The 18,311-nt window shown below is 63.8% G+C and carries 18 protein-coding genes and 2 pseudogenes; 7 read left to right on the top strand and 13 right to left on the bottom strand.

The genetic code is table 11. The features are described from left to right. Positions 1-368: 368 nt before the first annotated feature. The 3 genes and pseudogenes from GNT64_RS22395 to GNT64_RS16270 form a co-directional block, all read right to left on the bottom strand. Positions 369-617 (bottom strand): annotated as a pseudogene (locus GNT64_RS22395) (ParB N-terminal domain-containing protein); the annotation flags it as partial. A gap of 147 nt (positions 618-764) precedes the next feature. Further along, positions 765-1,961 (bottom strand): DUF932 domain-containing protein, encoded by a 1,197-nt coding sequence (locus GNT64_RS16275; RefSeq protein ID WP_156680473.1) that lies wholly within the window; start codon positions 1,959-1,961, stop codon positions 765-767. Between the two features lie 82 nt (positions 1,962-2,043). Beyond that, on the bottom strand, positions 2,044-2,763 hold the full coding sequence (locus GNT64_RS16270) for a DUF7146 domain-containing protein (protein WP_197277038.1): 720 nt from the start codon (positions 2,761-2,763) through the stop codon (positions 2,044-2,046). Positions 2,764-3,042: 279 nt separating this feature from the next. Here GNT64_RS16270 and GNT64_RS16265 point away from each other — a divergent pair, with 279 nt between their 5' ends. From GNT64_RS16265 to GNT64_RS16250, 4 genes and pseudogenes are all read left to right on the top strand, one after another. Continuing rightward, positions 3,043-3,684: a lytic transglycosylase domain-containing protein gene (locus GNT64_RS16265; RefSeq protein ID WP_422396599.1), complete on the top strand. Its 642-nt coding sequence runs from the start codon at positions 3,043-3,045 to the stop codon at positions 3,682-3,684. Between the two features lie 299 nt (positions 3,685-3,983). Then, a complete protein-coding gene (locus GNT64_RS16260) occupies positions 3,984-4,634 on the top strand; it encodes a S24 family peptidase (RefSeq protein ID WP_156681701.1) in 651 nt (216 codons plus the stop codon). Between the two features lie 153 nt (positions 4,635-4,787). Further along, positions 4,788-5,126: pseudogene (locus GNT64_RS16255) on the top strand (integrase); the annotation flags it as partial. 185 nt (positions 5,127-5,311) lie between these two features. Next, positions 5,312-5,449 carry a hypothetical protein gene (locus GNT64_RS16250; RefSeq protein ID WP_156680471.1) on the top strand — a complete coding sequence of 46 codons (138 nt, stop codon included), beginning with the start codon at positions 5,312-5,314 and terminating at the stop codon, positions 5,447-5,449. A gap of 182 nt (positions 5,450-5,631) precedes the next feature. Here GNT64_RS16250 and kce read toward each other — a convergent pair whose 3' ends face one another. After that, a complete protein-coding gene (gene kce, locus GNT64_RS16245; RefSeq protein ID WP_156680470.1) occupies positions 5,632-6,561 on the bottom strand; it encodes a 3,5-dioxohexanoate:acetyl-CoA acetone transferase in 930 nt (309 codons plus the stop codon). Next, the gene (locus GNT64_RS16240; RefSeq protein ID WP_197277037.1) at positions 6,558-8,189 is read right to left on the bottom strand and encodes an FAD-dependent monooxygenase; all 1,632 of its coding nucleotides are present in this window, start codon (positions 8,187-8,189) and stop codon (positions 6,558-6,560) included. Before GNT64_RS16240 ends, kce begins: the two co-directional genes overlap by 4 nt. A gap of 145 nt (positions 8,190-8,334) precedes the next feature. Here GNT64_RS16240 and GNT64_RS16235 point away from each other — a divergent pair, with 145 nt between their 5' ends. The 3 genes from GNT64_RS16235 to GNT64_RS16225 all read left to right on the top strand — a co-directional run bounded on the left by GNT64_RS16235 (position 8,335) and on the right by GNT64_RS16225 (position 10,331). Then, positions 8,335-9,180 (top strand): TetR/AcrR family transcriptional regulator, encoded by an 846-nt coding sequence (locus tag GNT64_RS16235; protein ID WP_156680469.1) that lies wholly within the window; start codon positions 8,335-8,337, stop codon positions 9,178-9,180. 117 nt (positions 9,181-9,297) lie between these two features. Then, a complete protein-coding gene (locus tag GNT64_RS16230) occupies positions 9,298-9,900 on the top strand; it encodes a VOC family protein (RefSeq protein WP_231639050.1) in 603 nt (200 codons plus the stop codon). A gap of 17 nt (positions 9,901-9,917) precedes the next feature. Continuing rightward, positions 9,918-10,331, top strand: coding sequence for a nuclear transport factor 2 family protein (locus GNT64_RS16225; RefSeq protein ID WP_197277036.1), 414 nt, complete (start codon positions 9,918-9,920; stop codon positions 10,329-10,331). 43 nt (positions 10,332-10,374) lie between these two features. On the opposite strand, the gene GNT64_RS16220 is transcribed toward GNT64_RS16225, so the two are convergent. The 8 genes from GNT64_RS16220 to GNT64_RS16185 all read right to left on the bottom strand — a co-directional run bounded on the left by GNT64_RS16220 (position 10,375) and on the right by GNT64_RS16185 (position 18,290). Beyond that, complete coding sequence (locus GNT64_RS16220; RefSeq protein ID WP_197277035.1) at positions 10,375-10,866, bottom strand: nuclear transport factor 2 family protein; 492 nt, start codon at positions 10,864-10,866, stop codon at positions 10,375-10,377. 23 nt (positions 10,867-10,889) lie between these two features. Continuing rightward, positions 10,890-12,113 (bottom strand): cytochrome P450, encoded by a 1,224-nt coding sequence (locus tag GNT64_RS16215; protein ID WP_156680465.1) that lies wholly within the window; start codon positions 12,111-12,113, stop codon positions 10,890-10,892. A 7-nt stretch (positions 12,114-12,120) separates the two neighbouring features. Further along, complete coding sequence (locus GNT64_RS16210; protein ID WP_156680464.1) at positions 12,121-13,083, bottom strand: SDR family NAD(P)-dependent oxidoreductase; 963 nt, start codon at positions 13,081-13,083, stop codon at positions 12,121-12,123. A gap of 63 nt (positions 13,084-13,146) precedes the next feature. Further along, positions 13,147-15,459, bottom strand: a complete 2,313-nt coding sequence (locus tag GNT64_RS16205; protein WP_156680463.1) for a membrane-bound PQQ-dependent dehydrogenase, glucose/quinate/shikimate family — start codon at positions 15,457-15,459, stop codon at positions 13,147-13,149. Between the two features lie 56 nt (positions 15,460-15,515). Continuing rightward, a complete protein-coding gene (locus GNT64_RS16200) occupies positions 15,516-16,070 on the bottom strand; it encodes a VOC family protein (protein WP_156680462.1) in 555 nt (184 codons plus the stop codon). A 40-nt stretch (positions 16,071-16,110) separates the two neighbouring features. Then, a complete protein-coding gene (locus GNT64_RS16195) occupies positions 16,111-16,602 on the bottom strand; it encodes a VOC family protein (protein WP_156680461.1) in 492 nt (163 codons plus the stop codon). A gap of 24 nt (positions 16,603-16,626) precedes the next feature. Next, a complete protein-coding gene (locus tag GNT64_RS16190; RefSeq protein WP_156680460.1) occupies positions 16,627-17,481 on the bottom strand; it encodes a fumarylacetoacetate hydrolase family protein in 855 nt (284 codons plus the stop codon). Positions 17,482-17,483: 2 nt separating this feature from the next. Continuing rightward, the gene (locus GNT64_RS16185) at positions 17,484-18,290 is read right to left on the bottom strand and encodes an SDR family NAD(P)-dependent oxidoreductase (RefSeq protein ID WP_156680459.1); all 807 of its coding nucleotides are present in this window, start codon (positions 18,288-18,290) and stop codon (positions 17,484-17,486) included. Positions 18,291-18,311 lie beyond the last annotated feature (21 nt).

The following is an 18,311-nucleotide window of genomic DNA, read 5'->3' as shown; positions in this document are numbered from 1 at the left end:
GACGGGTATAGCCGTGCTGGATCGCCTCCCCACACCTGCTCCTGGCGCTGGTGGTCGGGATTGACCGTGAACGCCATCAGTTGGTCGAGCGTGATGCCATCCTCGGCATAGACGTCGAGCAGCGATGGGCTGACCGCCGCGAGGCGCAGCCGCTGCTTGACGACCTGGACCGATACGAAGAAGGCGGCGGCGATCTCCTCTTCACCCATGCCTTTCTCGCGCATCGCCTGAAACGCGCGGAACTGGTCGAGCGGGTGCAGCGGCGCTCGCTGGACATTCTCGGCGAGGCTGTCCTCTTCGGCGAGGCCCTCGGTCCTGACGATGCACGGGATCGGCGCGTTCTTCGCCAGCCTTTTCTGTTTGGCCAGCAGCTCGAGCGCGCGGAAGCGGCGGCCGCCGGCCGGCACCTCGAATATGCCGGTCTCCAGACCCGCCTCGTCGATGACAGCGCGGACGGTCAGGCTCTGCAGCAAGGTGCGCCGCGCGATATCATCTGCGAGCTGCTCGATGGCGACGCCCGCCTTGATCTGGCGAACGTTCGACTGGGACAAGATGAGCTTGTCGAGCGGGATCGCGCGCTGTTCGCTCAAAATGATCTTCGGTTGTGACTTGGCCACGGTACTTCTCCGTGACGGGCCGGCCGGAAGCCTCTCTCCCAGCCTTTCGACCCGTCAAAAGCAAAGCGGCCCCCTCTTCTCCTTGAAGAGGTGAGCCGCATGCCGTTGGGAAGGTCAGCAGCCGCGCCGGATCGACGCGGCTGATGTTCACGCCGCCCGGTCGAGCAGCTTCTTGGCCCGACCTTCGAGGTCGAGGCGAGCATCCTGCTGGGTCTTGCCGCGGGCGACCGCGGTGATACCCTGGACGAAGTCGAAGATGCTTGCCGGCGGATGGCCCTCCTCGGCGAGGACCGTCTCGATGATCTTCGCCGTCTCGGCTTTGCCGAAGCCGCGCTTGCGCAGGAAGTCGGCGCGGTCTTCGTCGGTGCGTGCGACGATGCGCTCGCGCGCCTGGCGGATGCCATTCACGAACGGCATCGGCGAGCTGTCGGCAAAGCGGGTCAGCGCTGGTGCCGCTTCGTGGGCGAAGCGGTTGGCGGCGTATTTCGAATGGCGGATGCTAATCTCCTCGAAATCCTCGACGCCCCAGAGATTGCGGTTCTGGCAGACGGCGCGGAGATAAAAGCTCGCCATGCCGAGCGTTTTCGCACCGACTTCGGAATTCCAAGCGTAGAAGCCGCGAAAATAGAGGTCCGGCGAGCCGTTCGGTAACCGCCCCGCCTCGATCGGATTGAGGTCGTCGACCAGGAACAGGAAGACGTCGCGGTCGCTGGCATAGAGCGTGGTCGTGTCCGACGTGATGTCGACCCGCGGATTGTAGATACCGGTCGACCAGTCGAGCACGCCCGGCACCTTCCACCGCGTGTCGCCAGTACCGTTCCCGGCGATCCGCTGCACGGCGGCGACCAGCTCGTGATCGTAAATGCGACCGTAATCGGGGCCGGTCACCGCGCGCAACTCGATGCGCCCATCGTCGGTCTTAAGCGTCTTCACCTGCTCGGCGCGGTGCGAGGTCAGGCCATATTGCAGGTTGATGCCGGCGAGCGCAGCCGGAAGCTGGCGCAAATAGGCGGCGGGCGCGCCGACGAGGCTCGCGAGCTGGCCGAAGCTCCAATGGGTCGGCGCGACCAGGGCGGTCGAGCCGGGCAGGACGAGGGCCAGCCCTTCGGCATTGTCGCGGCTCGCCTCGACCCGCACCGCGGCGCTTTCGACCGTGCGCGTGCGGCTCCGCTCGGTCCGAGCCTTCACGGAGGCGAACAGATCGGACAGCGACAAATAACGCTCGTCGGCCGGCCGCGAGAACCATTCGGACGACACCCGCCCGATCCGCTGGCCACGGCTGACATCCACCTTGTAGCCGCCGCTCATATCCTGGCGGGCATCAAGAACTTGCATCTGGGTCATAGCGCGTCTCCGCGACGGGCAAGCCGGAAGCCTTTCTCTCGGCCCTCAACCCGTCACGGCGACAGCCGCGTTCTCTCCTCTCTCAACCGGCTGGTCGCACGCGTCGGATCACGTCATTCCAATCTGCACCCGGCCGCTCGGGATAACGCGCGTCGATAACCGCCACCTGTTGAAAATGGGCCCGGGCCAAAACTTCGGCCCTGCGGCCTGCGGCGTCATTGTCCAGAAACAGGATGATCCGATCGATCGAGGCGGGGAGGGTGATGCGCTGGAACCGCTCGGTCCCGAGCGTGGCCCAACACGGAACACCGAAGAGCGCGCTGGCCGAAAGAGCGGTCTCGATTCCTTCGGCGAGGCCCAGCAGTTCGCTTGCCGGCGCGAGCCGGACGAGCCCGCTGCCGAGAAGGCCGAGTGCCGCGCGCGAGGGCTGTCGCGTCGCGAGACCGTGTCCGTCGGATGCGAGGAACGTGCGGTGGATCGCGACCAGCCCGGCCTCGTCACGGACCGCGGCGATCATCGCGGGCGCGAAGCGCGTCAGCGGCGCTCGACCTTGTGGCGTTCGCGGATGGAAGCGGATTTCGCTCGAGCCCGGCACCGAACGTGCGTGGAGATAGGTCTCCGCAATCGTGCCGGCGAGCGGTCTCGCCTCCGACCAAATCTGAAGGGCCGCTGCTGCTCCGCGAACCGGATCCGGGGCGGGACGCGCGGACGGCGAAAGGACGCCGCCGACCGGCAGGTTCAGTCTGGCAAGCTCGCGAAGGACATCGCTCGTGGGACACCCGGCAAAGCAATGGAACAGCAATCTGGTCCGGCCCGGCCGGATGCTTAGTGATGGCGAGCGATCGGTGTGCGCCGGGCATCGGCACATGCCACCGCGCTGGCTCAGTAACCGCCGAGCGCCTCGACGATCATGCGGCCCGTATCGGTGGCCTGAAAATAGGTTTCGTGAACTGTCATGGGACGTCTCGCTGCAATGGCACGCCCCGCACCGCTGCCTTTCCTCCCGGCATAGGCGCTTTCCTACACCCTCAAGTTCGCACTATGTTCCGATTCGGGGAAGGGAAAATTGTGATGCGAGACTATGATGCTGATGCGATCCATCCTTCTGGCCATCCTTGCGCTTATTTTTCAGGCCACGCCTGTTAGGGCCCAGATGATCGGGCCGACCGGGGTGGACGTATACGCTAGCGTCCAAGCCGCCGAGAGCGAACCCTTCGAACTTTTCGAGCATCGAACCGCCGCTCCGGCGGTCGATCAACCGATCACGCTTACCGTGACCGCAGCGCCGCGACCGGCATCTCGGGAGCGTTGGAAGTTTTCATTATCGGTTGCCAGCGCTCGCGCGCGGGTACTGGCAATCATTCGATCCGCCGAACTTCGCCACGCGCTGCCCGGCGGGCTGCTCGATGCACTGATCTCGGTGGAGTCACAGTATCGACCGGATGCGGTGAGCCGGGCTGGCGCGCTGGGACTGGCGCAACTCATGCCGCGCACAGCAGAGGGTCTCGGTGTTCGGAACCCGTTTGATGAACGGGCCAATGTCGATGGCGGCGCGCGCTTTCTGAAGGCGATGCTCGACAAGTTCGGGTCGATCACGCTCGCGCTGGCGGCCTATAACGCCGGCCCGTCAGCGGTACTCCGTGTCGGCGGCATTCCTGCCAATGGCGAGACCCCCGCCTATGTCCGCAAGGTCTTCGAGGCCTGGCGGGCGGTCGGCTTTTAAGATGGGTTCCGGTACCGAGTCGAGCCGCGGCGGTGTCGTGTCAGGCGCCGTGCCGGCTAAGATAGGAAGCCACTTTCGCTTGGACTTGACGCCGTGGCTTCCGGCCAGCGCGCAGATCAGCAACGAAGCGCGGATCGTGAACGACGGTCCGACCGAAGCGGGTCGGGCTGACGCCCATCCGAGCGAGGAAAGCCTCGATTCTCTGCAGAAGGTCCACATCCACCAGCGGCGACTCGCTTTACATCGTTCCTCCTATGTTCCATATCAACGTCCAGCCCTGTAGGAAATCACCTATGCTGATGCTTGCAACATCCGATACGCCGCAGGCGGTGCTCCAACGCCTGATCGATGAGCGGAATGAGGATTATGCCGGCCTGTCGCGCCTGATCGGGCGCAATGCCGCCTACGTCCAGCAGTTCATCAAGCGTGGCACGCCCAAGCAGCTCCACGAACAGGATCGCCGCACCTTGGCGTCCTATTTCGGCGTGAGTGAAGCGTTGCTCGGCGGTCCGCAGGAAGAGCTGAAGGCATCCCTCGTCCCGGTCCCGGTGTTGAATGTTCGCGCGTCGGCTGGTCACGGCGCCTATAACCATGATGAGGCGTACCGCGGTGCGGTCGGGTTCGACCCAAAATGGCTACGCGGGCTGACGAAAGGGCCAACCGATGGCCTGTCGATCATCGAGGTCAGCGGGGACTCGATGGCGCCGACGCTCGCGAATGGCGACGAGGTCATCGTCGACCAGAAGGATGGCGTAGGACGCTTGCGCGACGGCATCTACGTGCTGCGGCTCGACGACAGCTTGATGGTGAAGCGTCTGGCCCGACAGCCGGCAGGTAAGGGGGTTTCGATTCGTAGCGACAATCCGGACTATCCGAGCTGGCAGAACATCGATCCGGCACGGATCAACATCGTCGGTCGCGTTCTCTGGTATGGCCGCAAGCTTATCTGATAAATAGTCGCGGTCAATAAGATCGAGTAATTAGCGAATAGCTAAAAATTTGCGGTAACTAACTTAGAACAATATAGTAATGCAGCGTCAATAATTGCAGCTATCACATGTCCATGTTGACGCCGCGTTGTAGGGCGCGTAGAAAATCCGCCGATGGATCAAGCCGCATCGATCGCTGAGAACGCCCTGAGCGCGGGGGATCGCGCGCCGGCGGCCGTGAGGCCGACCGACGATCTGTCGTGGGCGGTCGTGAAGATGCGCGCGGGTGCCAGTATCGTCGTCAACCAGCCGCTGATCGCCGCCTACCAGGCCGCGTCGTCCCCGCACAGCATCCGCGCGCTGAAGTCGGACCTCGAGGCGTTCGATCTCTGGTGTCGCCGCCATGATCGTGTCGCGCTGCCGGCTACGCCCGAAGCGGTCGCGGACTATCTCGACGCGCGGGCAGGGCAGGGGAGCAAGCCGGCCTCGCTCGGCCGTAACGCTTGGTCAATCTAATCGCAATATTCTGCATTCTCAGCTGGCGCATCTTCTGGATGACGATGCTCAACCGGACGCTCCCGAACGAACGCCCCGAGGCCGCGCTGACCGCCTAAGAAATACAGACGATCGATCGCATCGTCGCCCACGCTGGAAGAACACTCGTTGCCCCGGCACGTCTCTCGACATATCTCGTCGAGATGGCGCGGCTGGGCGGCTATCTTGCGCGTAGCCATGATCCTCCGCCGGGCAACATGATCATGTGGCGTGGATGGTCCCGCCTCATGGACATCCAGCTCGGCGCAGCGCTCGCCGCCGATACAGATGTGGGTAATTGAAAGGCTCACCGGAGGCATACGTATTAGGATCACCGAATACAACTCATCAGCTGCTTGGGCGCGGGAGTCCGATGAGGATATGTGTGAAGGTTTGGACGAGGCCTTACAGAGTGACTCGGACAGATGACCTGGAGCGGTTTCTGATAAGGCTATCGCAGCGCGGCGCAGGCCATAACAGTACGTTAAAATCCTACCCGATCGGAACCTTTCAGTGCCAGAATTTCGCGAGCATCGGAAGGCGATGCAATCTCCAAGCCGAGGCCATCGATAATTTGGCGGACGCGCATCACTTGAGCGGCGTTGGAGGTTGCTAAAGTCCCGCGATCGAGCCAGAGGTTGTCCTCTAGGCCAACCCGGACGTGCCCGCCCATCGCGGCTGCCTGTGCCGCAACCTGCATCTGGCTGCGGCCAGCGCCGAGCACGGACCAACGATATTGATCGCCGAACAAACGGTCTGCTGTCCGCTTCATGTGCAAAACTTCCTCCGGATGTCCACCGATGCCGCCAAGCAAACCGAAGCAGGTTTGGATGAAGAGCGGCGCCTGTACGAGCCCTTCCGTCCAGAAATGATGAAGGTTGTGGAGGTGACTGGTGTCGTAGCACTCGAACTCATAACGCGCTCCCGTTTCATTGAGCGTCTCAAGCGCGTACCTAATATCCTTGAAGCTGTTTCGAAAGACGAGGTCGTGGCTGCCTTCGAGCATAGCGGGCTCCCACTCATGCTTGAAGGTTTTGTATCGCTTCAGCATTGGGAACAGACCGAAATTCATGCTGCCCATGTTGAGGCTAGCGACCTCCGGCTTCCACATTGCTGCTGGCCGTACGCGCTCCTCGACGCTCATGTAAGGAGACCCACCGGTCGTCAGATTCACTACCACATCCGATGATTGCTTAATAACCTTCAGGAATGGCTCGAATGCCTCTGGACTCTGATCAGGCCGGCCGTCATCGGGATTGCGGGCGTGCAGGTGCACGATTGCAGCGCCCGCTTCGGCCGCCCCGAGCGCCGACTCTGCGATCTCTGCCGCAGTGACGGGCAGGTGGGGTGACATCGAAGGAGTGTGAATTGAGCCGGTAATCGCGCAGCTGATAATGACCTTAGTCGACATCATCCTTCCTCGCGTCCGGTAACGTGGCGGAGCACACCCTTGGCATCGTCCGGAGGAGCATCGCCGCGCCATGCGACGTGCTGGTCGGGGCGCACGAGCAGGAGATTGCGTTCGTAGATCGATCGAAGCTCGGGCTGATTGAGGCGTAGGATTGTAAGCGGTACGCCGAGTTCTTCGGCGGCCTGCTCGAACCCGCACGGCTCGGTATCGTCCAACACAACGAGCGTAAAAAACAAACCTAGTTTGTCATGAATCGCCGCGCCGTCCTTGAGGAACATGTGCGGCAGTCGCGCACCGGGCCAAGTATTCGGCGCATAGACCAGCGGATCGATCGGTGGCGCGGCCGGTTCATGGCAGATGACGTTGGAGCCGTCATAGCGATAGCCGAATTCCACGCCCCAGCTTTCATTTTCCGCATTGCCGAGCCGCGCGATGTTCGCACCCAATTTCTCGCGCCTTGCGGTGCCGGATGCATCATCCGCCGAGAGGTCGCCCGCTTCGGCGTAAAGTTGTCCAATTTCCATTCGGACACCCATGTGGCGCCGGGAGGCCTCCAGGTGCCACCAGGCGGTGGGGCGGCGCTCCACATCATAGGCGTCCAGCAGGCTGTGGCCACCCCAACCCTGAACGGCTGCGGCCAGAACCCACGACAGGGCTGCGGCGTCGGCGATGCCCGAGTTCATGCCGTAGCCGCCGGTTGGGATGAACTGATGCGCACTGTCACCCGCCAGCAGCGCACGGCCTTGCCGGTAGCGTTCCGCGACCACGAAATTTGCCGTCCATGGATTGGCCTGCAGGATCTCATAGTCGAACTTGGTGCCGACCCAGCCCTCCAGCACATCCTCCGGCCGCATGTCCTCAACGCCGAGCCCGGGGATTAGCCAAGCCTGCAGCGTGTAGATGTCGCGGTCGTTCTGCGCGATGATCGTGCCGGAGCCGCTCTGCAGGTGATAGACCGGACCCCAGCGCTGGAGCAGCGCGCGGTCGTCCGTGCGGAAATGGACCATATGCGCGCCGGCCACCGCCATCTCGCCATCTAGTTCGATGCCGAGCGACCGCCGCACCCGACTGCCGCCACCGTCGCACCCAGCGAGATATTGCGCGCGTACCTGCCGCGTAATGCCCTCTTGCTCGCTGCGGATTTCCACCGTGATGCCAGCCTCGTCCTGCTTAACGATCCGTTCGAAGGCGGTGCCGAAATGTACATCGACCAGCGGGCTAGCGTCGATCGCCGCCTTCAGCACTGGCTCAATCTGGATCTGACTGACACGCAGCGGCGCCTGCGCGCCGTGGCTGCCGTCATTCTCGCGCCGGATCAGCTCCGTCTTTTGGTTGGCGGAGGGGTAGGGGAAGCGGTGCAGTGGGTGTCCGGCCAGCGAGGTGATCCACAGGATGTCGAACGGATTTTCGCGCGGCACACCGGCATCGCGAAGCTGCTCGTCCAGGCCAAGGCGATGGAACAACTCCATGCTTCTGCCATTCGTCAAGTCCATCTTCGGATGCCGTGTAGTCGTCGGGTTGCGCTCGATCAGCATGGATCGCACGCCGTAGCGGGCTAGGTTGAGCGCCAGCGTCATGCCGACAGGGCCACCGCCGGCAATCAATACCGGGGTCTCGATAAGATCTGTCATTCAGGCATCCACTCGGTATTGTTTTGTCGCGCGGTCCGTTCCGACGCTGCTGGCATTGAAACTCACCCCGGAGGGCGATTTTCCACCCCCGCTCTTACAAACCATATGGTCAGGATCAATGCAAGTCCAAAACTGGTGGCGGTAGATGCTCGCGATGCTTGAGATTGCATTTTCCGGCCGTACGCTTCACGGTTGCGGCCGGGAAGACGACGAGCGGACCGAGTTTGGCAGGAGTTTCAGCGTGGTTACGAATACGACGGACGCATTGGAACAGCCGGCCACCCGCCGGGGCGGTCGCGTCGCGGTTCGCCTCGACTCTACCGAACGTTCAGGAATCCGCGTCAGAAGGCCCGCAAAGACGAAAACGGTGGATGCCGTCGAGAAACCCGCGCGGCGGAGACGGGGCGACGATGTGCGGGAACGGGTGCTGCAGGCGGCGCTCGAATGCTTCGGCATGTTCGGCTTCGAGGGCACTTCTACCCGCGCCGTGGCTGACCGCGCGGCGGTAACGCACACGTTGGTTCTCTATCACTTTCAATCGAAGGAGCAGCTCTGGATCGCCACCATGGAGCATGCGCTCACCCACTATGGAGAGTCAATTAACGATCATCTGCAGGACTCGCATACGATGCCCGCACGCGAGGCATTGGCGACTTTTATTGAGCAATTCGTCCGAATGTCCGCTGCCCAGCCGCAGATCCACCGTATTTTAACGATGGAAAGCAACCAGGGCACGAGCCGTATGGAATGGGTAATCGAGCATTTCCTACGCGGACACTTCACTATGGTGAAGGATCTAATTCGGCGCGGGCAAGACGAGGGGTCCGTCCGGGAATGCGATCCAGCACGGCTATACTATCACATCATCGGCGCAGGCGGCACCCCCTTTACGATCAGCATGGAGTATAAGGCACTGACCGGGCGGGACGTGTTCTCGGAGGCTGAGATATTGCGCAACATCGCATTTATCTACGAGTTGGTGTTCACCTGACTCTCTTGTTGACCAAATGGAAGCCCTTTGCCATTAATCCGCCTGACGCGCTAATGCGTCACGCGATCGGACTGTCCAGATGATCTGAGGCCGTCCGCACAGTCAATGCGGGGAGCGATGATGATGGCGACTGGCGCAGAAGAACGACCGATGACGGCCACCGATATCGTTTCGCCTGTGAAGCTGGCGCATTTCGTGCTGCGGACATCCCGCTACGCTGAGATCGTACAATGGTATCGGACCGTGCTCGGCGCTAAACCCGCTTTCGAGAATGAGTTGCTGACCTTCCTATCCTATGATGACGAGCATCATCGCGTAGCGATCCTGAACGTGCCCGGGCTGGCCGACCAGGGCGAGGGAACGGCGGGCGTGCACCATGCCGCGTTTACCTATGCTTCGTTAACGGACCTGCTGGAGAATTACGAGCGGCTGGCGGCCATCGGCATCAATCCGATTTACGTAATAAACCACGGGCCGACGACTTCGCTTTATTATGCGGACCCCGATGGCAACCAGATGGAATTTCAGGTGGAGAATTACGCTTCAGTCGAGGAATCGACGAAATTCTTCTATTCGCCGGCCTTTGCCGAGAATCCGATCGGCGTGGAATTCGATCCCGCCGCGTTGCTGGCTCGGCTCCGCGCCGGCGAGGATGAGGATATGCTCAAGAAGCGACCGGATGCGGGCGCCAAGGGGCTCGCCGACATCAAGCTGCGCTGAGGCCCGCTATGCACACCATGTCCCGTCAGGACCATGACGCGATCGAGGCCGTCGTGCTCGATTTCTTCCGGCTCGTGGACATGGGGCGGGCTGACGAGACGCTGGCACTGTTCACGCCGGATGCGACGGTCACGTTCGCGCCCGGATCACCGAAGCCCGGGACGATCGCCGGCCCCGATATCGCGGCAGCGATGACCGCGAGGGCGGCGCAGAAGGAGGTGACGACGCGGCACGTCGTCACGAACTTCCATATCGAGCGTCGGAGCGAGGGACGTACCATCTGCTCCTCATTACTAACGCTTTACCGCACCGACGCTGGCCGATCGAAGGCCTTTCCGCCGACCATCGCCGATGTCGAGGATGTGATGGAGCAGAGCGACGGACGGTGGCGAATCGCCGCGCGCACGATCACGCCAATCTTCGTCGGATAGTCGCAGCGGCCGGCAGGGCAATCGCTCCGCCGGCCCCTGTCGATCAGGCGGCGGCCTTTTCGTCGTCCGGCACAAACACCGAATCGGCATCCGCCCCGTTGTTCCAGATGAAGCGCAGCAGCGTGCGGGCGATGCGCCAGCCGTCGGCGGTCCGCGCGAATTCCCATTTGTAGCGTCCGCCCTGGAGCAGATAGTCGGTCGGCTTGTCGTCGTCGGTCAGCGCCGCGAAGATGATGTTGCCGGTGCCGGTGGCTCGATCGCTGCCGTCGACATCCACGTCGATATCGACGATATAGTGGATGAACGACGAATAGACGTGATCCATGCTGCCGCGGCACTTCTCCAATATGTCGGCCTTGCCGTTCATCGTGCCGAAGCCGCCGTGGAACTCGAACAGCGAGTCCTCGGTGAAGCATTCGGCCCAGCCGACCCAGTCGAACGCGTCGGCGCGCTTGCAATAGGTCTTCATCAGCTTCTGGACGGCCAGTTCATCCTCGATCAGCTTGATGCGCTGTTCCAGACTTTGCTCGGTCAATTCGCTCTCCTCTTTTTCGAAAGTCACCGTGTCGTGGCGGGATCCCAGATCAACGGCAGCGCGTGCACGCAGGCGACGATGCCGCCGGAGAAACGCAGCTCGCTGCCCGGCGCAAGCGAGAATATCGGGATGTGCGCCAGCCATTCCTGCAAGGTCGCGCGGATCTCGGTGCGCGCGAGGTGGGCGCCCGGGCAGGTGTGGTTGCCGCTGCCGAACGCCGAATGGCGCGCATTGCCGCGATCGAGCGAGACGGCGAGCGGATCGGGATAGACCGCCGGATCGATGCCGTGCAGCGCGGTCGGCACCACCACCATGTCGCCCGCGCGTAGCGTGACGCCTTGATAGTCATAGTCCTCGCGGACGACGCGGCCGGTGGTGACGATGCCGAAGCGGCGCAGCAATTCGTTGATGAAGGCGGGGATGCGCGCCGGATCGGCCACCAGAGCGGCACACGGCTCCGGGTGGGTGGCGAGGAACAGCATCATGAAGGTGAGGAAGTTCACCACCGTATCCAGCCCGGCGATCAGCATCTGGGCGCACATCTCGCGCGCCTCGCGATCGTTCACCGGCCGGCCGTTCACCTCGCCGTTGACGATGCGGCTGATCATGTCCTGCCCATCGGTGCCGCGCCGTGCATCGATGACCGGCTGGAGATAGGCGTAGAGACCGTCGAGCGCCTCCTCATAGGTCATCTGCCCATCCGGCCGGATCGTCTGGTCCGCGAGCGCCTTGAGCCGGGGGGCATCCGCCTCGGGCAGATCGACGATGCGCATGAAGATGCGGATCGGGAATAGCTCGGCATATTGGGTGGCGAATTCGCAGCGCCCGTCGAGCCGGAACGTCTCGATCAGCTCGGCGGCGATCGGGCGGAAGCTCTCCTCGACGCGATTGACCTGCTTGGGTGCGAGGCTGCCGTTGAGGATGTTGCGATAGGGGCGATGCTCGGGCGGATCGAGCGTCGTCGGCACGATATTATGCGCCTCGCCCGAGCTTTTCGGCACGAAGATGATCCGGTTCGAGAAATGCTCGTAATCGGAGAGCACGTCGGTAATCGTCCCGGCGCGCGTCGCGATCCAGTGGCCGTCGTTACGCGGCGTCCACAGCAGGCCGGACTCGCTCGCGGCATGGATCTTGGCCCATGCCGCGAAATAATCGCCGCCTGTCGGCGACGGCGCATAGATGTCGATATCGTAGAGGCGATGGACGGGGACGTTCTCCGGCAGATCCCGATGCGGCTGGGTCGCCATCGGCGGCTCAGCCTTCGCGGCCGGTGGTCGGCTTCAGCGCCAGGCCGCCGGTCTCGCCGCTCATGGCGTGGCGGATGGCGGGATCGGCATCGGCAAGCTCGTCGCCGAACATCGCGGCGGTGGTCAGCAGCGGCTTGAGCGGACCGTCCGCCATCAGCTCGCCTTGCTTCTCAGCCCAGATTTCCGGCGTGCTCTCCGCCACGCGGACGGTCGGCATCGCCGCCATCACCACGCGGCCGGCGCGCCCGCCGCTCACCTGGAACGCCTCGTTCGTCACCGCCGTATCCTGATGCACGAGCCAGGTGACGAGCGCGGAGACGTGATCCGACTGGAAATGCCGCGCCAGGGTGGCCGCGATGGCGGGATCGTCGATCGTGTCGGTGATCCGGGTCTTGGCGGAAGGCAGGATGACGTTGGCGTTGATGCCGTGATCCTGCCCCTCGATCGCAAGGCTGCGGGTGAAGCTGAAGATGCCGCCCTTGGCCGATCCGTAGCTGGTCAGCCCCGCGTTGCCGAGCATCCCGCTGGACGAGGTGGTGACGATGCGGCCCGAACCGGACTTGACCAGATGCGGCCAGGCGGCACGGCAGACCTCGACGGTGCCGCGAAAGTGGATGTCGAAGACGGTGTGCCAATTCTCCGCCGCCGCATCGGCAAGCGTCTCGCTGCTCATCACGCCGGCGTTGCTCACGATGATGTCGAGCTGGCCGAACGCATCGATCGCCGCCTGCACGATCGCATCGCACCCACCGACGACGCTGTCGTTGACCGGGACCGCCTCGCCACCGGCGGCGCGGATTTCGGCGGCGACGTCCTCGGCCGGGTTTTCCCCGGTCGGCGAGAGGATGTCGTTGACGACGATGCGGGCGCCGCGCGAGGCAAGCATCAGCGCGTGGCTGCGCCCCATTCCGCGCCCGCCGCCGGTGACGATCGCGACCCGACGGGCGAAATCAAGCAATCCCATTTCCATCCTCTCTCATGTTCGCGGCGACCGGCCGTCTCCTCCCGATCCTGACCAATTACTCAATTCTTGTCAACGTCCACGCGGCAAGGCGAAGGCGATCACATAGTCGCCGCTGCCCGAGTGGAGCGAGGCGTTGCCGCCGTCGGCGATGACGACATATTGGCGGCCGGTCTTCGCGCTCACATAGGTCATCGGGTTGGCATGACCGCCGACGGGCAGCGCCGACTGCCAGAGCTTGCGCCCGCTCGAGACCTCGAACGCCCAGATCGCGCGATCCTGGCTGGCCGCGATGAAGATCAGCCCGGTTCGCGTGGTCAGCGAGCCGCCCTGGTTCGGCACGCCCATCGGGATCGGCAGGTGGCTGCGCAGATCGAGCGGACCGCTGCCCGCCGCGCTGCCGAGCGGCCGCTGCCACACCATCTTGCCGCTGACCAGATCGACGACGCCGATCTTGCCGTAAGGCGGTTCGGTGCAGGGGATGCCGAGCGGCGAGAGGAAGGCGCCGGTGAACAGCGCGAACGGCGTGCCGATCTGCGGCACCGGATCGCCGACATGGATGCCGCCGTCGATCGAGGGCTTGACCCCCGTCGCATCGGCGCGCGGCACGAGGCGGGTATAGTTCGCCATCCGGTTCCAGTTGACGATCGCCAGATGCCGCTCCGGATCGACCGAGATGCCGCCCCAGTCGATACCGCCGAGATAGCTCGGATAGGTGATCGACGGCCTGATGCCCGGCGGCGTCATCGGCCCTTCGTAGCGCGCCTGACGGAACTTGATGCGGCACCAGAGCTGATCGATCGGCGTCGCCCCCCACATCGTCCGCTCGCGGATCACGGTGTCGTCGAACGAGGGCAGGCCGACCGAGAATGGCTGGGTGGGTGCCGTGAAATCGCCAGGCGCCGCGCCCTGCGGCACGGGCCGGTCCTCCACCTTCTTCAGCGGCGTGCCGGTGCGGCGATCGAGCAGGAACAGCTCGCCGCGCTTCGTCGCCTGCGCGAGCGCCGGCACCGTCCGCCCGCCGAGCGGCAGGTCGATCAGCGTCGGCTGGCCGGCGACGTCATAATCCCACAGATCGTGCCGCGCCGTCTGGAACGACCAGCGCAGATGGCCGGTGGCCGCATCGAGCGCGACGACGGCATCGGTAAATTTCTCCGAGGTGGCCGAGCGGTGGCCGCCCCAATAATCCGGCGTCGAATTGCCCATCGGCAGATACACGAGGCCGAGCACCTCGTCAGCGCTGATCGGCCCCCAGCTGTTCGGCGTGCCGTGCGAATAGGTCTTGCCGGGGGGCGGCAGGCCGTGATCGTCAGGCCGTTCCATATCCCACGCCCAGGCGAACTGGCCGGTGACGGCATCGAAGCCGCGGATCACGCCCGATGGCTCGCCGACATATTGGCCGTCCAGCACCCAGCCGCCGAGGATCACGTTACCGCGCACGATCGCCGGGGCCGAGCTGACATAATAATAGCCCTTGTCCACCCGCCCCATGCCGACCCGCAGATCGACCGCGCCGCCCGTGCCGAAGCCGGAGCAGGGGGCGCCGGTGGTCGCGTCCACCGCAAGCAGGCGGGCATCGGTGGTCGCGGTCAGGATACGCTCGGCACACGGTCCGGTGGCGTTCGGCACGCGATAATAGCTGACCCCGCGGCAGGTGCCGGTGGGCGGTGCGTTGACCTTGGGATCATATTGCCAGCGGCGCGCGCCCGTATCCGGATCGAGCGCGACGATGACGTTGTTCGGCGTGCAGAGGTAGAGCGTGTCGTTGACCATCAACGGCGTCGTCTCGAAGCCCATGCGGCTTTGCTTGATGCCGGTCCGGTAGGTCCATGCGCGTTCGAGCCCGGCGACGTTGCCGGGGGTGATCTGGCTCGCGGGGCTGAAGCGGGTGCCGGCGATGGTGTTGCCATAATGCTGCCAGTCGGCCGGTGCGGACGAGGCGGCGGCCGTGGTGACGGGCGCCTCGGTCCGGTCGCCGAGATGGAGCAAGACGGCGAGCAGCACGGCGACGGCGATCGCGACGACGATCAGCCCGCGCGCGCCGATCCGCCGGATATAGGGCCAGCCGACCCAGAGGCCGAGCACGACCGGGGCAAGGATGCGCGCCTGCAAGCCCCACGAGTTTCCGCCGCTTTCCGCCAGCGCCCAGAGCAGGGTGCCGATCAGCATGGCACCGTAAAGCCAGATGCCGCGCCGGTCCCCCCGCGCGATCAGCCACGCCGACCCGATGACGGCAAGACCGGCCAGCAGATAATAAGCGCTGCCGCCGAGCGCGATCAGCCAGCCCCCGCCCGCGATCAGCGCGAGGGCGATAGCGGCGAGGACGAGACCGAGCACGATACGCCGTGGATCGATCCGACGCGGGTCCAGCAACGCGCTCTGCATGATATTCTCCCGCAAGCCGGATGCACGGCCAAGATGTCTTCAGAGGAACAAGGCGGTCAGGCGGGGGGCGCCCGCAGCGGATCGGTCTTGCCATCCCACGTCGTCGAGCTTTCCCGCATCCTTGCCCACATGGTCAGGAAATGCTCGCGCAGCCAGAGCAGCTCGACGATCGGCGCATCGGGATCGGGCATCTGGAAATAGGCCGCGCGCGTCGCATCGACGATCTCGGTCTCCTGCACCGCGACGCCACCCGCCGCGGCAAGCGCCGCATAGGCCCGATCGAAATCGTCGACGAGGACGCCGATATGGTGGACGCTGTTACGACCCGAGGCGAGCCAGTCGCGATAGATCGACGGAGCCGTATCGTGCTGCACGATCAGCTCGATCTGGATATCGCCCCAATAGCCGAGCGCGGCGGAAAGATCGCACTCGGCCGGCTGCCCCATGTAGCGCGTATTCTGCAGCGGGATATGTTCGAGATGGTAGAACGGCCCCGCCCCCATCACCTCCGTCCAGTAACGGAAGCTCGCATCGAAATCGCGCGGGATGAAGGCGACCTGGACGACGGTGCCGAGGCCCGCCAGCGCATCGTGGGCGAATTTGGGGATCATCGGATATCCTCGATGCAGTGGCGGAACGCGGATCGACCGATCAGCTCCAGGTGGCGGCTTCGCCCGGCGGATTTTCCCACATCTGGATCATGTTGCCATCCTGATCGTAGAACAGGAAGGAGCGGCCAAGGTTCGCGCAGCTCCAGACATAATCGGTCTGCATGCGGTAGCCGGCGGCCTTGATCCGCGCATACCAGCCATCGAGATCTTCGACGATCAGGCCGAGCTCGTGAATACCGGTATGACCGTAGCGCAGATTTTCTTCCGGTGTCTTCTTGATGACCGGGTTTTCACATTCCTGCAGCTCGATGAACGCGCCTTCCTTTGAACTGAGCAGCGCCATTTTCGAGCGCGCGCCCTTCACCTTGAAGATATCGTCGAGCAGAGCCGGGTACATGAAGGTTTCCGGACCGGCTTCCGGGCCATCGGGAATCACGGTCTGCACGCCAAGCTCGAACCCCATCGTATCGCGCCAGAGCTTGATCGCTTCCTCAAGGTCGGTGACCATGATGGCCATGTGGTGAAAACGCATGAGACTCTCTCCCTCTTTATGGTTTCAGGCTTCCGGCTCGACGCGATTCTCGATCGCACCGATGCCTTCGATTTCCACCCGCACGACATCGCCGGCTTTCAGGAATTGGGGCGGCTTCATCGCGGCGCCGACCCCGCCGGGCGTGCCGGTAAACAGGATGTCACCGGGCTCCAGCGTCATCGCCTGTGACAGGAAGGCGATCTGATCGGCGCAATCGAACACCAGATTATGCGTGTTCGATTTTTGCCGTTGTTCGCCATTGACGGTGCAGCCGATGACGAGACCGGACGGATCGAGTTCATCTGCCGTGACGATCCACGGGCCGAACGGAGCGTGGCCATCGAAGGATTTGCCGATGGTGAACTGGCTGGTCCGCAGCTGCCAATCGCGCACGCTGACATCGTTGCCGACGCAGTAGCCGAAGATGTGGGCCGGCGCATCCGTCGTCGCGACATGCTTGGCGGGGCGGCCGACGACGATGACCAGCTCGGCCTCGTAATCCAGCGCGGTGGAAACGCGGGGCAGGGGGATCGGCGCGAACGGGCCGTTGGCAGTGGTGCCCATCTTAGCGAACCACATCTGATCGGCCGGTTTCTCCATCCCCGATTCGGCGACATGATCAGCATAGTTCAGGCCGATGCCGAGGATCTTGCCTGGCCGCGCGATCGGCGCGAGCAGTTCGACATCGGCCAGTGCATCGTCGTGTGGCACGGCCGTCAGTTGCGCCAGCGGCTCTTTCCAATCGGTCCAGGCGCCGATCAGATCAACCATGTCACCCGGCGCATCAGGCAGGTGCGCCGCGATCCCGACAAGCCCGGCATCGGTGACGATGCCGAGCAGGGCTGGCCCGTTGTCCCGACGATAACGTGCAAGCTTCACCGTCAATCGCCGAAGAAGCGGCGGGCGTCGGCATAGGTCGCGAGATGCGAGGTGGTTCCACCATCGACGCGCAGAACCTCGCCGGTGATGTAGCGCGACTCGTCCGATGCGAGGAAGGCGACGACGTTCGCCATATCCTGCGCGGTGCCCGAGAAGGGGAGGGCGGCCGCATCGTCATGCAATTCCGTAAGCGGCTTCGGAATGAATGCTTCGGAGGCCGCCGTCTTGATGAGCGCGGGAGCGACGGCGTTGCACCGGATATTCTTGCGTCCGTAGGCAGTGGCAACATGCTGGGTGAGCATGTTGATCGCCGCCTTCGAAACACCGTACGCCGGCATTCGGTTGAAAGCACTCATCCCATACATCGAAGAGGTGTTGACGATGGCGCCGCCGCCGGTTTCCAGCATGGCCTTCACGCCATATTTGCACCCCAGCATCGTGCCGCGTAGCGAGACGTTCATCACCTGATCCCAGACTTCCACCGGGATTGTCAGCACATCTACATCCGCCGCAAGCACGTCGGGCGAGAGAAGCGCGGCGTTGTTGTGCAGGATATCGAGCCGACCGAAACGCGCGACAGTGGCGGCCACCGCCTGCTCGATCTGCGCCTCATCGCCGATATCGCAGATCACGAAATCCGCTTCGCCGCCGGCCTCCTTGATCTCCTCGGCCCCGGCGCGGGCGGCATCCTCGCGCAGATCGGAGACCATGATGCGTGCGCCGCGCGACGCCAAGGTCTTGGCGGTGGCCAAGCCGATCCCGGAGCCAGCGCCGGTGATCAGCGCCGACTTGCCTTGTAAACTACTCACCCGTCTCTCCCGATCTTGTTG

It is taken from the genome of Sphingomonas profundi, from assembly GCF_009739515.1.
GTDB lineage: Bacteria > Pseudomonadota > Alphaproteobacteria > Sphingomonadales > Sphingomonadaceae > Alterirhizorhabdus > Alterirhizorhabdus profundi.
This window is presented reverse-complemented; position numbering and strand designations above follow the sequence as displayed.

Excerpts from the sequence above, each read along its gene's own strand:
- GNT64_RS16275 (WP_156680473.1), bottom strand. The coding sequence starts at position 1,961 with ATGACCCAGATGCAAGTTCTTGATGCCCGCCAGGATATGAGCGGCGGC.
- GNT64_RS16265 (WP_422396599.1), top strand. The coding sequence starts at position 3,043 with ATGATGCTGATGCGATCCATCCTTCTGGCCATCCTTGCGCTTATTTTT.
- GNT64_RS16260 (WP_156681701.1), top strand. The coding sequence starts at position 3,984 with ATGCTTGCAACATCCGATACGCCGCAGGCGGTGCTCCAACGCCTGATC.
- GNT64_RS16250 (WP_156680471.1), top strand. The coding sequence starts at position 5,312 with ATGGCGCGGCTGGGCGGCTATCTTGCGCGTAGCCATGATCCTCCGCCG.
- kce (WP_156680470.1), bottom strand. The coding sequence starts at position 6,561 with ATGATGTCGACTAAGGTCATTATCAGCTGCGCGATTACCGGCTCAATT.
- GNT64_RS16240 (WP_197277037.1), bottom strand. The coding sequence starts at position 8,189 with ATGACAGATCTTATCGAGACCCCGGTATTGATTGCCGGCGGTGGCCCT.
- GNT64_RS16235 (WP_156680469.1), top strand. The coding sequence starts at position 8,335 with ATGCTCGCGATGCTTGAGATTGCATTTTCCGGCCGTACGCTTCACGGT.
- GNT64_RS16230 (WP_231639050.1), top strand. The coding sequence starts at position 9,298 with ATGATGATGGCGACTGGCGCAGAAGAACGACCGATGACGGCCACCGAT.
- GNT64_RS16225 (WP_197277036.1), top strand. The coding sequence starts at position 9,918 with ATGTCCCGTCAGGACCATGACGCGATCGAGGCCGTCGTGCTCGATTTC.
- GNT64_RS16215 (WP_156680465.1), bottom strand. The coding sequence starts at position 12,113 with ATGGCGACCCAGCCGCATCGGGATCTGCCGGAGAACGTCCCCGTCCAT.
- GNT64_RS16210 (WP_156680464.1), bottom strand. The coding sequence starts at position 13,083 with ATGGAAATGGGATTGCTTGATTTCGCCCGTCGGGTCGCGATCGTCACC.
- GNT64_RS16205 (WP_156680463.1), bottom strand. The coding sequence starts at position 15,459 with ATGCAGAGCGCGTTGCTGGACCCGCGTCGGATCGATCCACGGCGTATC.
- GNT64_RS16200 (WP_156680462.1), bottom strand. The coding sequence starts at position 16,070 with ATGATCCCCAAATTCGCCCACGATGCGCTGGCGGGCCTCGGCACCGTC.
- GNT64_RS16195 (WP_156680461.1), bottom strand. The coding sequence starts at position 16,602 with ATGCGTTTTCACCACATGGCCATCATGGTCACCGACCTTGAGGAAGCG.